This is a genomic window from Streptomyces sp. NPDC102258, from assembly GCF_055584685.1.
In genome coordinates this window covers 1-12636 of sequence record NZ_JBVJLO010000050.1, presented here as the reverse complement: position 1 = coordinate 12636, position 12636 = coordinate 1, and the positions used below count along the sequence as shown (strand labels likewise).

Below are 12636 nucleotides of genomic sequence, written 5' to 3'. Positions count from 1 at the left end.
GTGGTGGGGACCGTCCCAGCTACCCGCGTCGTGATGACGACCGGGGTGGGCGTCCCTCGTACCCGCGCCGTGATGACGACCGTGGTGGTTTCCGCGGCGGCCGTGACGACCGTGGCGGCGACCGTCCGTCCTACCCGCGTCGCGATGACCGGGGCGGCGACCGTGGTGGCTTCCGTGGTGGCCGCGATGACCGCGGTGGCGACCGTGGCGGCTTCCGTGGCCGGGACGACCGGGGTGGCGACCGCGACTACCGTGCGGACCGCGACCGGGACCCGGTCAAGCGGCTGCCGATCGACGACGACGTCACCGGGCACGAGATCGACGCCGATGTGCGTCAGGAGCTCCTGAGCCTGCCCAAGGGCCTGGCCGAGGAGGTCTCCCGCAACCTGGTCATGGTGGCCCGGCTGATCGACGAGGACCCGGAGCAGGCGTACGCGTACGCCCGTATCGCCCTGCGTCTGGCCTCCCGCGTCGCCGCCGTCCGTGAGGCCGCCGGCTTCGCCGCGTACGCCACGCAGAAGTACAGCGAGGCGCTCGCGGAGTTCCGCGCCGCCAAGCGGATGACTGGTTCCGTCGAGCTGTGGCCCGTCATGGCCGACTGCGAGCGCGGCCTCGGCCGTCCGGAGCGGGCCCTGGCCATGGCCGGCGAGCCCGAGGTGCAGAAGCTGGACAAGGCCGGCCAGGTCGAGATGCGTCTGGTCGCCGCCGGTGCCCGCCGGGACATGGGCGAGCTCGACGCCGCCATCGTGACCCTGCAGAGCCCGGAGCTGGCCTCCAGCTCCGTCCAGCCGTGGACCGCGCGCCTGCGGTACGCCTACGCCGACGCCCTGCTGGCCGCCGGTCGTGAGGACGAGGCGCGCGAGTGGTTCGCGAAGACCCTCGAAGCCGACAAGGACGGGGCGACCGACGCCTCCGACCGGCTGGCCGAGATCGACGGCGTCGAGTTCGTGGACGCCGCCACGGTCGGGGACGACTCCGACGTCGAGGACGCCCGCGACGACCGTGAGGACGACGAGGACGAGGACGACGAGGACGACGCCGAGGTGGCGGCGGCCGAGCGGGCCTCCGACCAGGCCGAGTACTACGACGAGGACGACGACGAGTACGAGCCCGTGGGCGAGGCCGACGTCGACGTGACCGACGAGATCGTGGTCGTCGAGGACGACGAGCGCGACGGCCGCGACAAGGCGTAGTACGCGCCATGACGGAAGAAGGGCGGCACCCCCTCGGGGGTGCCGCCCTTTCGCGTTTCTGGATGAGGGGGTAGGTCAGTCCACGCTGCGCAGGACCAGGCCCGTGGCCGGTTTCGGGCCGAAGGACGTGGACTTGCGGGGCATGGTGACGCCCTGGCGGGCCAGGTCCCGTACGACCGCCTCCCGTACGGGGTGCAACAGGACGGCGGTGCCGCCGTGGCGCTCGGCCATGGCGACCGTGGCGGCGGCGTCGTGGATGTAGGTGATCTGCTCCGGGGTGTCCGGGATCCTCCACAACTCGTCGAGCAGCGTCGCGTGCAGGACCGTCGCGTCCAGCCGGCGCCAGGCCTCGGGGCGGTCGTGGCGGACGGTGCGTTCGATGAGGTCCGGGTCGGGGTCGGTCGCCAGGTGGTAGGTGCCGTCGCCGGTGAGGAGGAAGGCGTTGCCGCGTTCCGAGGCGTCGGCGAGGGCCTCCAGGGCCAGGGGGAGCGGGCCCTCGACGGAACGGACCCGGAAGGAGCCGTCGAGCGCGGCCAGGGCCCGCGGCAGCGGCAGCCGGCGCAGCATGCGGTGGATGGCGCGCACCTGGAGCGGGTAGCGGGCGGTGTCCACGAGGAGGACCAGGCCGAAGTCCCACGGGGTGGGGGAGCCGTGCTCCTGCTGGAGGCGCAGGTAGGTGGCCCAGCGGTGGTGGCCGTCGGCGATGAGGGCCTGGCGGGCGCCGAGGTCGGTGGTGACGGCGGCCAGTTCGGCCGGGTCCGTGAGGGCCCACAGGCGGTGGCAGAAGCCGTCCTCGGTGACGGTCGACAGCAGGGGGGCCCGGCCGGCGGCGGTGGCCTCGACGACGGCGGCCGCTCCGGTGCCCGGTCCGTCGCCGAGGTAGGTCAACAGGAGGGGTTCGAGGTTGGCCGAGGTGGCGCGCATCAGTCCGGCGCGGTCGGTGACCACGTCCGGCATGACGTCCTCGTGCGGCAGGACGATGCCGGCTTGCGCGTCGGACAGGGCGAGGGCGCCGATGATGCCGCGCTGGAGGACGCCGGCCTTGCGCTGCTCGTAGACGTAGAGCGCGGGCTGCGGGTCGGCGCTGAGGACGCCCTCGGCGAGCCAGTCGGCGAGGGTGCGGGCGGCCTGTTCGTTGCGCGCGTCGGGGGTCTGGGCCTGGGGCAGGATCAGCCTGACGATGTTGTGCGGGTCGGCGGATTCGAGGTAGTCGACTCCGTCGGGGCGCACGACCACGTCGTACGGCGGAGACGTGACGGCGGCGAGGCTGCCGACGCGCTGCGGGACGTAGCGCAGTCCGTGGAAGGGGATCAGCCGCAGCCCGTGTTCCGCGTTGCCAGGTGTGGTCATTGGTGCATGGTAAATCGCGTCTCGCGATGCGGGATGATCGGGGGACTTACGGGGAACAGCGCAAACTTGGACAAGATCGATCGTAAGAATCCCCGGACGTGCGCGGTACGCGCGAACAGTGAAGAGGAGCGGCCAGATGACCCGGCAGACCAGGACCCGTCCCGCGGGCAGTGAGCGCGGTCTCCACCAGGCCTACGACACGGCTCTGCTGGATCTGGACGGAGTGGTGTACGCGGGCGGGCACGCGATCGACCACGCCGTGGACTCCCTCGCCGCGGCCCGGGACGCCGGGATGCACCTGGCGTACGTCACGAACAACGCGCTGCGCACCCCGGACGCCGTCGCCGCGCACCTGGGCGAGCTGGGCATCCCGACGGAGCCGGCCGAGGTGATCACCTCGGCGCAGGCGGTGGCGCGGCTGGTCGCGGAGCAGGTGGAGCCGGGCGCGAAGGTGCTGGTGATCGGTGGGGAGGGGCTGCGGGTGGCGCTGCGCGAACGCGGGCTGGTGCCGGTGGAGTCGGCCGAGGAGGAGGGGCTCGCGGCCGTGGTGCAGGGGTACGGCGGGCCCGATCTGGCGTGGGGGCGGTTCGCGGAGGCGGCGTACGCGGTCAACCGGGGGGTGCCGTGGTTCGCGTCGAACACCGATCTGACGATCCCGTCGCCGCGCGGGATCGCACCGGGCAACGGGGCGGCCGTGGAGGTCGTACGGATCGCCACGGGCGCGGACCCGCAGGTGGCGGGGAAGCCGCTGCCGCCGATGCACCGGGAGACGGTGCTGCGGACGGGGGCGAAGCGGCCGCTGGTGGTCGGGGACCGGCTGGACACCGACATCGAGGGGGCGTTCAACGGGGGCGTGGACTCGCTGCTGGTGCTGACCGGGGTGACGGACGGGCCGCAGCTGCTGCGGGCGGAGCCGAAGTACCGCCCGACGTACGTGGACCGGGACCTGCGCGGGCTGCTGACCGGGCAGCCGGAGGTGGAGCCGGCCGGGGAGGGGTTCCGCTGCGGCGGGTGGACGGCCCGCGCGCTGGACGACGTACTGGAGTTGAAGGGCGAGGGCGAGCCGATGGACGGGCTGCGGGCGCTGTGCGCGGCGGCCTGGACGCGGGCGGGGGAGGGGTCCTGCGCGCTGGACGGGGGGAAGGCCCTGGCCCTGCTCGGGCTGTGAGCGGGCGCGCCGGAAGGGCGGTTGGGCCGTTCGGGGGAATGGCTTACGTCGGAGGGTAGGCTAACCTAACTTGCGTGTTGGTTGAGAGTCCCCCCGAAACGAGCGCGCCACCGGTCGCCGCCGTCCCCCGTACCCGCCACGGCGTGCGGGCGGCCGGCCTGCTCGCCGCCCTCGGCGTACTGGCCCTGGTGGCGGTGGCGAGCATCGCCGTCGGGGCCAAGGCGATGCCCCTCGGTGACGTGTGGCACGGCCTGTTCCACTTCACCGGGACCACCAACGACGTGGTCGTACGGGACCTGCGGATCCCGCGCACCCTGCTGGGGGTGATGGTCGGGCTCGCCCTCGGCCTGTCCGGGGCGGTGATGCAGGCGCTGACCCGCAATCCGCTGGCCGAGCCGGGCATCCTCGGCGTCAACGCGGGCGCCGCGGCGGCCGTCGTCTCCGCCATCAGCTTCCTCGGCGCGAGCTCGCTGGACGCGTTCGTGTGGTGGGCCTTCCTCGGCGCGGGCCTGACCTCGGTCCTCGTCTACGTCCTCGGCGGCAGCCGCAGCGCGACGCCGGTGCGCCTCGCGCTCGCCGGTACGGCGGCCAGCGCGGCCCTCGTCGGCTACATCAACGCCGTGCAGCTGGTGGACAGCAAGGCGCTGGACAAGCTGCGCTTCTGGACGGTGGGTTCGCTGGCCTCGGCCACCATGGACACCGTCACGCAGGTGGCGCCCTTCCTGCTGGCCGGCGCCGTGCTCGCGCTCGCGCTGGGACGGCCGCTCAACGCGATGGCGCTGGGCGACGACACCGCGCGGGCGCTCGGCGCGCACCTGACGCGGACCCGGATCGCGGCCATGGTGGCCATCACGCTGCTGTGCGGGGCGGCGACGGCGGCCTGCGGGCCGATCGTCTTCGTCGGGCTGATGATCCCTCACCTGGCGCGGCTGGTCACGGGACCGGACATGCGCTGGGTGCTGGCGTACTCGGCGGTCCTCTCGCCCGTGCTGCTGCTCGGCGCCGACGTGGCCGGACGGGTCGTCACCCGGCCCGGCGAGCTCCAGGTCGGCATCGTCACCGCGCTGTTGGGCGGCCCCGTCTTCATCTACCTGGTTCGGCGCAAGAGGATGGCCCAGCTGTGACCGCCACGCTCCCGAAGGACACGACGAAGGTCCCGCTGCGCGCGCTGCGCGGACCCGGCCGCACCTCGGTGCGCGTCGAGCCGCGGGCACTGGCGGCCGGGGTGGCGCTGCTCGTCGCGGTGCTGGCGCTGGCCGTCGTGCTCATCGGCACCGGCGACTTCGAGATCGCTCCCTGGGACGTCGTACAGACCCTGCTGGGCAACGGCGCCCCCGCCGACGACTTCATCGTCAACGACCTGCGCCTGCCCCGGGTACTGGTCGCGGTGCTGGTCGGGGCGGCCCTCGGCATGGCGGGGGCGGTCTTCCAGTCCGTCTCCCGCAATCCGCTCGGCTCCCCGGACGTCCTCGGCTTCGGCTACGGCTCGGCGGTCGGCGCCCTCACCGTCATCATCCTGTTCAAGGGCGGTGCGACGGAGGTCGCGGGGGGCGCGGTGGTCGGCGGGGTGCTCGCGGGCCTCGCCGTCTACCTGCTCGCCTACAAGCAGGGCGTCCACGGGTACCGGCTGGTGCTCGTCGGCATCGGCGCCTCCGCCGTCCTCCTCGCGGTCATCCAGTACCTCATCGCGAAGGCGCAGCTCGTCGACGCCACCCGGGCCACGGTCTGGCTGACCGGCTCGCTGGCCGGACGCGACTGGGCGCAGGTGTGGCCGCTGCTCGGGACCTGCGCGGTGCTGTTCCCGCTGGTCCTCGGGCAGAACCGGGCCCTGCGGATGATCGAGATGGGCGACGACGGCGCGTACGCGCTGGGCGTGGCCGTGGAGCGGACCCGGATGCTGCTGATGCTGGCGGCGGTGCTGCTGACCACCGCGGCGGCCGCCGCGGCCGGTCCGATCACCTTCGTCGCCCTGGCCGCGCCCCAGCTGGCCCGGCGGCTGACCCGCTCGCCCGGCCCGAACCTGTTCACCGGCGCGCTGATGGGCGCCGTCCTGCTGCTGGCCTCCGACCTGGCCTCGCAGCGGGCCTTCGGCGCGGACCAGCTGCCGGTGGGCGTGGTGACCGGGCTGGTCGGCGGCCTCTACCTGCTCTGGCTGCTCGTCACCGAGCGCAGGGCGGGACGGATATGAGCGCGCGGGACGACCTGCTTCCCGCGCCCGGCAACGAGCCCGGCGCGGCGCCGGGCCACACGAGGAGTACCCCAGTGCAGCGGCTGACCGCGCAGAACGTCACCCTCGGCTACGACCAGCGGATCATCGCCGAGAACCTGTCGGTGGAGATCCCCGACCACTCCTTCACGGTGATCGTCGGCCCCAACGCCTGCGGCAAGTCCACGCTGCTCCGGGCCCTGTCGCGGATGCTGAAGCCCTCCGTCGGCCGGGTGCTGCTGGACGGCCAGGCCATCTCCTCGCTGCCGGCGAAGAAGGTGGCCCGGACGCTGGGGCTGCTCCCGCAGTCCTCGATCGCCCCGGACGGGATCACCGTCGCCGACCTGGTCGCGCGCGGCCGCTACCCGCACCAGGGGCTGCTGCGCCAGTGGTCGGAGCAGGACGAGCGGATCGTCGCCGAGTCGATGGCCTCCACCGGGGTCGCCGAGCTGGCCGACCGGGCGGTGGACGAGCTGTCGGGCGGGCAGCGCCAGCGGGTGTGGATCGCGATGGCGCTGGCGCAGCAGACGCCGCTGCTGCTGCTGGACGAGCCGACGACGTACCTGGACATCCAGCACCAGCTCGACGTGCTCGACCTGTGCGCGGAGCTCCACGAGAGCCGGGGCCGGACCCTGGTGGCGGTGCTGCACGACCTCAACCACGCGGCCCGCTACGCCACCCACCTGATCGCCCTGCGCGGCGGTGTCGTCGTCGCCGAGGGCCCGCCGGCCGAGGTGGTCACGGCGGAGCTGGTGGAGGAGGTCTTCGGGGTGCGCTGCCAGATCATCGACGACCCGGAGACGGGCACCCCCCTCGTGGTGCCGGCCGCCCGGCAGGCGCGGGCCCGGGCGGCCGTCTGACCGGCGGCCCGCTAGAGCAGGCTCTTCAGGCGCAGCAGGTCGCGGAAGCCGGCCTCCAGGCGGACCCGGCCGGTGGCCCAGGCCTTGGCGAACTTCAGCTCGCCCGCGACCAGGGCGAGCAGGTCGTCGCCCGTCATCGCGAGCCGGATCTCGGCCTTGGCGCGGGGCGGGCCGGGGGTGACCGCGTCCACCCGGATCCGGCCGTCGTCGAGGCGGCCGGAGAAGGTCTGGTCGAGGTCGGTGATGTGGCAGCTCAGGGAGCGGTCGAAGGCGGCGGCGCCGCGTACGTCGCCGTCCGCCCGGGCCAGGTTGTCGGAGAGTCGGTCGAGTGCGTCGCGGCACTCCTGGATCGTAGCCATGGTGATCACGACGGTACCGCAGAGGCGTGCGCGGCCCCGGACGCGCTTCGGGGTAGCGTCGGGGCATGAGCGACGAAGTGTCCGCGAGCTTCGCGGACGTCCGCGAGGAGTCCGCCGCGACGCCCGGGGACGGGCCCGCCGGGCCGGCCGGACCGGCCGCGCCGGCCCTCGTACGGACGCCCACCGGGCATCCCGGCGTCGACGCGCACCTGGAGCGGCTGGCGGACGCGGACCACCTGCCCGCCGAGGAGCACGCCGCCGTGTACGAGGATGTACACCGGGGACTGCGCGAGGCGCTGACCGCGCTGGACGCACCGCCCGTCCCCGGACCTTACGAAAACAGGAGCTGAACCGAACGTGGCAGGAGTGGCACGCCGCCGCCTGGACGCCGAACTGGTACGCCGCAGCATGGCCCGCTCCCGTGAGCACGCGGCCCAGCTGATCGCCGCGGGCCGGGTCACCGTGGGCGGCACCACCGCGACCAAGCCGGCCACGCAGGTCGAGACCAGCGCGGCCCTCGTCGTCCTCAAGGACGACAGCGACCCCGACTACGTCTCCCGGGGCGGCCACAAGCTGGCCGGCGCCCTGGCGGCGTTCATGCCGCTCGGGCTGGCGGTCGAGGGCCGCCGGGCGCTGGACGCGGGCGCCTCGACCGGCGGTTTCACCGATGTGCTGCTGCGCACCGGCGTGGACCACGTCGTCGCCGTCGACGTCGGCTACGGGCAGCTCGCCTGGTCGCTGCAGAGCGACGAGCGGGTCACCGTCAAGGACCGTACGAACGTCCGCGAACTGACCGTCGAGCTGATCGACGGGATCCCGGTGGACCTGGTCGTCGGCGACCTCTCCTTCATCTCCATCGGGCTGGTGCTGCCCGCGCTGGTGCGCTGTACGGCGCCCGGCGCGGACCTGGTGCTGATGGTGAAGCCGCAGTTCGAGGTGGGCAAGGAGCGGCTGGGCAGCGGTGGCGTCGTACGCAGTGCCGAGCTGCGCGCCGAGGCCGTGCGGGAGGTCGCGGCGCAGGCCTGGAAGCTGGGGCTGGGCGTGCTCGGGGTGACCGCGAGCCCGCTGCCGGGGCCCTCGGGCAACGTCGAGTACTTTCTGTGGCTCCGGGCGGGGGCACCCGCGCTCGACCCGGGGGATGTCGATCGGGCAGTGGCGGAGGGGCCGCAGTGACAGACGCGTCAGCAGGTTCGGTGGGGTCGGCGGGGCCGGCAGGGCCGGAGGGCTCGGTGGGGTCGGTGGAGCCGGGGGGTCGGCCGGGGGAGGTGCGGACCGTCTTCCTGCTCGCGCACACCGGGCGGCCCGCGGCCATCCGCAGTGCCGAGCTGGTCGTGCTCGGCCTGCTGCGCTCGGGCCTCGGGGTCCGGGTGCTGGAGCAGGAGGCGTGCGATCTGCCGCTGCCGCCCGAGGTGGAGCTGGTCGCCGAGTGCACGCCGAAGGTGCTCGACGGGTGCGAGCTGCTGATCGTGCTGGGCGGTGACGGGACGCTGCTGCGCGGGGCGGAGTTCGCTCGCGGTTCGGGGGTGCCGATGCTCGGCGTCAACCTGGGCCGGGTGGGCTTCCTCGCCGAGGCGGAGCGGGACGACCTGGACAAGGTCGTCGACCGGGTGGTGAGCAAGTCGTACGAGGTCGAGGAGCGGATGACCCTCGACGTCCTCGTACGGACCAACGGCGACATCGTCCACCGGGACTGGGCGCTGAACGAGGCCGCCGTCCAGAAGGTCTCCCCGGAGCGGATCCTGGAGGTGGTCCTGGAGATCGACGGGCGCCCGGTGACCGGCTTCGGCTGTGACGGGATCGTCTGCGCGACGCCGACGGGCTCGACGGCGTACGCCTTCTCCGCGGGCGGGCCGGTGGTCTGGCCGGAGGTGGAGGCGCTGCTGATGGTGCCGATCAGCGCGCACGCGCTGTTCGCGAAGCCGCTGGTGACCTCGCCGGACTCGGTGCTGGCGGTGGAGGTGCAGACCGGGACCCCGCACGGGGTGCTGTGGTGCGACGGGCGGCGGACGCTGGAGCTGCCGTCGGGGGCGCGGGTGGAGGTGCGCAGGGGCACGGTGCCGGTGCGGCTGGCCCGGCTGCACCACGCGTCGTTCACGGACCGGCTGGTCGCGAAGTTCGCCCTGCCGGTGTCGGGCTGGCGCGGGGCGCCGCACGAGACGGCTTAGGCGCTTAAGCGGCGGGCGGCGGCGTAATAGCACACGCGTTCGGGGAACTCCGGGCGGGTGACGTCACATGGCACCCGTCAAACCTCGGTATCGTCGACCCCGTGCTTGAGGAGATGCGGATACGGTCGCTCGGGGTCATCGACGACGCGGTGGTCGAGCTGTCGCCCGGTTTCACCGCGGTGACCGGCGAGACCGGCGCGGGCAAGACGATGGTCGTCACCAGCCTCGGGCTGCTGCTCGGCGGCCGCGCCGACCCCGCCCTGGTGCGGATCGGCGCCAAGGCGGCTGTGGTGGAGGGGCGCATCGTGCTGGACCCCGGCGCGCCCGCCGCCCTGCGCGCCGCGGAGGCCGGGGCGGAACTCGACGAGGGCGCGCTGCTGATCAGCCGGACGGTGTCCGCCGAGGGGCGTTCGCGCGCCCACGTCGGCGGCCGCTCCGTCCCCGTCGGCCTGCTCGCCGAACTCGCCGACGAACTCGTCGCCGTCCACGGCCAGACCGACCAGCAGGGGCTGCTGCGGCCCGCCCGGCAGCGGCAGGCCCTCGACCGGTACGCCGGAGACGCCGTCGCCGTCCCCCTGGAGAAGTACGCGGGCGCCTACCGGCGGCTGCGCGCCGTCGCCGTCGAGCTGGAGGAGATCACCACCCGGGCCCGGGAACGCGCCCAGGAGGCCGATCTGCTGCGCTTCGGGCTGGACGAGATCGCCGCCCTGGAACCGCTGCCCGGCGAGGACACCGAGCTGGCCGGCGAGGCCGAACGGCTCGGCCACGCCGAGTCCCTCGCCGCCGCTGCCCAGGCCGCGCACGCGGCGCTGGCGGGGGACGTGGAGGACCCGGAGGGCGTCGACGCGAACACGCTCGTCGCGGGCGCGCACCGGGCGCTGGAATCCGTACGCTCCCACGACCCGGTGCTCGGCGCCCTCGCGGACCGGATCGGGGAGCTCGGGATCCTGCTGGCCGACGTGGCCGGGGAGCTCGCCGGGTACGCCGACGACCTCGACGCCGACCCGCTGCGGCTCGCCGCGGTGGAGGAGCGGCGGGCGGCGCTGACCCAGCTGGTGCGCAAGTACGGGGACGCCGAAGGCGGGCTGGGCGCCGTACTGGAATGGGCCGAGCGGGGCTCGAAGCGGCTGCTGGAGCTGGACGGCGACGACGAGCGGATCACCGCTCTGACCGCCGAACGGGACGGCCTGCGGGCCGAACTGTCGCTGCTGGCCCAGGCCCTGACGGACGCGCGGACCGAGGCCGCCGAGCGGTTCGCCGCCGATGTGACCGCCGAGCTGGCGTCCCTCGCGATGCCGCACGCGCGGGTGACCTTCGACATCCGGCAGGCGGAGGACGCCGAGGGCGTCGAGGTCGGCGGGCGGGCGGTCGCGTACGGGCCCTCGGGCGCGGACGAGGTCGAGCTGCTGCTGGCCCCGCACCCCGGCGCCCAGCCGCGGCCGATCGCCAAGGGCGCCTCGGGCGGTGAGCTGTCGCGGGTCATGCTGGCCGTGGAAGTCGTCTTCGCGGGCTCCGACCCGGTGCCGACATACCTCTTCGACGAGGTCGACGCGGGCGTCGGCGGCAAGGCGGCCGTCGAGGTCGGGCGGCGGCTGGCGAAGCTGGCCAAGTCCGCGCAGGTCGTCGTGGTCACCCACCTGCCGCAGGTCGCGGCGTTCGCGGACCGGCAGCTGCTGGTCGAGAAGACCGTCGACGGGTCCGTGACCCGTTCCGGGGTGACCGTCCTGGAGGGCGAGGACCGGATCCGGGAGCTGTCGCGGATGCTGGCCGGCCAGGAGGACTCGCAGACCGCGCGGGCCCACGCCGAGGAACTGCTGGAGGCGGCGCGCGCGGACGCGTGACGCCCCTTCCGGGGGCGGCGGGCTGACGGGGGATCACCCGTGTGGGTGAGGCTGGGGGGCGTGCGGCGGTGTTCCGCACGGGATCCGCACCCGTATGGTCCCGGAACGCGCGTGCGGGCTGGCATCCTGGGCGACGTCTCTGACTCCTCACCCTGGAGCTTCGGCCCGTGAGCAGCTCCCCGGTCCCGGTCCCCGCCCCCGTACTGCCGTACGGGCGGCCCGCGCTGCGCGCCGTCCAGGTTCTCGGCGGCGCGGGCGCGGGCAGCAGCGCGCACGTACGGTCCCTCACGACCGGGCTCGCCGCCCGGGGCGTGCGGGTGACGGTGTGCGCCCCCGTCGCGGCCGAGGGGGAGTACGACTTCACCGGCGCGGGAGCGCGCTTCACGCCCGACGCGGTGAGCGCCCTGCGGGCCGCCTGCGCCGGGGCGGACGTGGTGCACGCGCACGGGGTGCGGGCCGGGATGCGGGCCGCGCTGGCGCTGCGCGGCGGCGGGCGGGGCCGGGTGCCGCTCGTGGTGACCTGGCACGGCGGTGCGCCGGAGCCGGCGGGCGCGCTGGGGCCGCTGGGCCGGCTGCTGGAACGGCACGTGGCGCGGGCCGCCTCCGTGGTACTGGGCGCCTCCTCCGACCAGGTCGACCTGGCGCGGCGGCGGGGGGCCCGCGACGCGCGGCTGGCGGCGCCGGCGGTGCCGGTGGTGGCGGGCGGGGAGGAGCCGGCCGTGGACGCCGAGAAGACCCGGGCGGAACTGGGCGCGGTGGAACGGCCCTTGGTGATCGCGATCGGCAGTCTGGTGGCCCGGCGCGGGTACTCCGTCCTGCTGGACGCGGCGCGGGCGTGGCGGGAGCTGGAGCCGCAGCCGCTGCTGGTGATCGCGGGGGAGGGGCCGCTGCGGGGGGAGCTGGCGCGGCGGATCGAGGCGGAGGAGCTCCCGGTGCGGCTGCTGGGCCGGCGGCGGGACGCGGACCGGCTGCTGGCGGCAGCGGACGTGGCGGTGGTGCCGAGCCGCTGGGAGGGCCGGTCCCTGCTGGCGCAGGAGGCCCTGAGGGCGGGGGTGGCGCTGGTGGCGACCGCGGTCGGCGGGGTGCCGGAGCTGGTCGGCGACGCGGCCGTGCTGGTCCCTTACGGGGACGCGGGGGCGCTGGCCGGCGCGGTGGGCGCGCTGCTGGACGACCCACGGCGGAGGGCGGCGCTCGCTGCCGCGGGGCGGGTGCAGGCGGCGACGTGGCCGTCGGAGGACGAAACGGTGGCGCAGGTCCTGTCGGTATACGACGAACTGATGGAACGCCACCGCTAGCCCCCGGCGGCCAGCGGAATGGCCCCCCGCGCCTCAATCGCCGGCGGGGCTGGGTTTGCCGGTCGGGGCCGGCCTCCTGGGGCTCCGCCCCAGACCCCGCGCCTCAATCGCCGGCGAGGCTGGATTTTGGCTGAGCGTCCGGTCCGCCTTGCGCGCCGTTGCCGGGGGCCAGCCCCCGGACCCCCGCGCCTCAAACGCC

At 74.7% G+C, this 12636-nt stretch carries 13 protein-coding genes; 10 read left to right on the top strand and 3 right to left on the bottom strand.

Going from position 1 to position 12636, the window contains the following annotated elements:
• Positions 1-314, bottom strand: a 314-nt coding sequence (locus ACZ6ZT_RS34765) for a hypothetical protein (RefSeq protein WP_469724435.1), incomplete at its 3' end; no start/stop codon positions are given.
• On the opposite strand from ACZ6ZT_RS34765, the gene ACZ6ZT_RS34760 reads away from it, so the two are divergent.
• A complete protein-coding gene (locus ACZ6ZT_RS34760; RefSeq protein ID WP_469724433.1) occupies positions 285-1193 on the top strand; it encodes a tetratricopeptide repeat protein in 909 nt (302 codons plus the stop codon). The two genes, ACZ6ZT_RS34765 and ACZ6ZT_RS34760, sit on opposite strands and share 30 nt — an antisense overlap.
• A gap of 75 nt (positions 1194-1268) precedes the next feature.
• On the opposite strand, the gene ACZ6ZT_RS34755 is transcribed toward ACZ6ZT_RS34760, so the two are convergent.
• Positions 1269-2543: a DUF1015 family protein gene (locus ACZ6ZT_RS34755; RefSeq protein WP_469724431.1), complete on the bottom strand. Its 1275-nt coding sequence runs from the start codon at positions 2541-2543 to the stop codon at positions 1269-1271.
• 136 nt (positions 2544-2679) lie between these two features.
• On the opposite strand from ACZ6ZT_RS34755, the gene ACZ6ZT_RS34750 reads away from it, so the two are divergent.
• The 4 genes from ACZ6ZT_RS34750 (at position 2680) to ACZ6ZT_RS34735 (ending at position 6777) form a co-directional block, all read left to right on the top strand.
• Positions 2680-3711 carry an HAD-IIA family hydrolase gene (locus ACZ6ZT_RS34750; protein ID WP_469724430.1) on the top strand — a complete coding sequence of 344 codons (1032 nt, stop codon included), beginning with the start codon at positions 2680-2682 and terminating at the stop codon, positions 3709-3711.
• 74 nt (positions 3712-3785) lie between these two features.
• Positions 3786-4835: a FecCD family ABC transporter permease gene (locus tag ACZ6ZT_RS34745; protein WP_469724429.1), complete on the top strand. Its 1050-nt coding sequence runs from the start codon at positions 3786-3788 to the stop codon at positions 4833-4835.
• Positions 4832-5899: a FecCD family ABC transporter permease gene (locus ACZ6ZT_RS34740; RefSeq protein WP_469724428.1), complete on the top strand. Its 1068-nt coding sequence runs from the start codon at positions 4832-4834 to the stop codon at positions 5897-5899. Before ACZ6ZT_RS34745 ends, ACZ6ZT_RS34740 begins: the two co-directional genes overlap by 4 nt.
• Positions 5896-6777 carry an ABC transporter ATP-binding protein gene (locus tag ACZ6ZT_RS34735; protein ID WP_469724427.1) on the top strand — a complete coding sequence of 294 codons (882 nt, stop codon included), beginning with the start codon at positions 5896-5898 and terminating at the stop codon, positions 6775-6777. The genes ACZ6ZT_RS34740 and ACZ6ZT_RS34735 overlap by 4 nt, the downstream gene beginning before the upstream one ends.
• An 11-nt stretch (positions 6778-6788) precedes the next feature.
• Here the strand turns inward: ACZ6ZT_RS34735 and ACZ6ZT_RS34730 are convergent, their stop codons facing one another.
• On the bottom strand, positions 6789-7136 hold the full coding sequence (locus tag ACZ6ZT_RS34730; protein ID WP_469724426.1) for an SCP2 sterol-binding domain-containing protein: 348 nt from the start codon (positions 7134-7136) through the stop codon (positions 6789-6791).
• 65 nt (positions 7137-7201) lie between these two features.
• On the opposite strand from ACZ6ZT_RS34730, the gene ACZ6ZT_RS34725 reads away from it, so the two are divergent.
• The 5 genes from ACZ6ZT_RS34725 (at position 7202) to ACZ6ZT_RS34705 (ending at position 12437) form a co-directional block, all read left to right on the top strand.
• The gene (locus ACZ6ZT_RS34725) at positions 7202-7486 is read left to right on the top strand and encodes a hypothetical protein (RefSeq protein ID WP_469724425.1); all 285 of its coding nucleotides are present in this window, start codon (positions 7202-7204) and stop codon (positions 7484-7486) included.
• A gap of 7 nt (positions 7487-7493) precedes the next feature.
• Complete coding sequence (locus ACZ6ZT_RS34720; RefSeq protein ID WP_469724424.1) at positions 7494-8309, top strand: TlyA family RNA methyltransferase; 816 nt, start codon at positions 7494-7496, stop codon at positions 8307-8309.
• A gap of 56 nt (positions 8310-8365) precedes the next feature.
• Positions 8366-9301 (top strand): NAD kinase, encoded by a 936-nt coding sequence (locus ACZ6ZT_RS34715; protein WP_469724423.1) that lies wholly within the window; start codon positions 8366-8368, stop codon positions 9299-9301.
• A gap of 89 nt (positions 9302-9390) precedes the next feature.
• The gene (recN, locus tag ACZ6ZT_RS34710) at positions 9391-11142 is read left to right on the top strand and encodes a DNA repair protein RecN (protein WP_469724432.1); all 1752 of its coding nucleotides are present in this window, start codon (positions 9391-9393) and stop codon (positions 11140-11142) included.
• Positions 11143-11309: 167 nt separating this feature from the next.
• Complete coding sequence (locus tag ACZ6ZT_RS34705) at positions 11310-12437, top strand: glycosyltransferase family 4 protein (protein ID WP_469724422.1); 1128 nt, start codon at positions 11310-11312, stop codon at positions 12435-12437.
• Positions 12438-12636 lie beyond the last annotated feature (199 nt).

Coding starts and splice junctions, on each gene's coding strand:
- ACZ6ZT_RS34755 (WP_469724431.1), bottom strand. CDS start 2,543: ATGACCACACCTGGCAACGCGGAACACGGGCTGCGGCTGATCCCCTTC.
- ACZ6ZT_RS34750 (WP_469724430.1), top strand. CDS start 2,680: ATGACCCGGCAGACCAGGACCCGTCCCGCGGGCAGTGAGCGCGGTCTC.
- ACZ6ZT_RS34735 (WP_469724427.1), top strand. CDS start 5,896: ATGAGCGCGCGGGACGACCTGCTTCCCGCGCCCGGCAACGAGCCCGGC.
- ACZ6ZT_RS34730 (WP_469724426.1), bottom strand. CDS start 7,136: ATGGCTACGATCCAGGAGTGCCGCGACGCACTCGACCGACTCTCCGAC.
- ACZ6ZT_RS34725 (WP_469724425.1), top strand. CDS start 7,202: ATGAGCGACGAAGTGTCCGCGAGCTTCGCGGACGTCCGCGAGGAGTCC.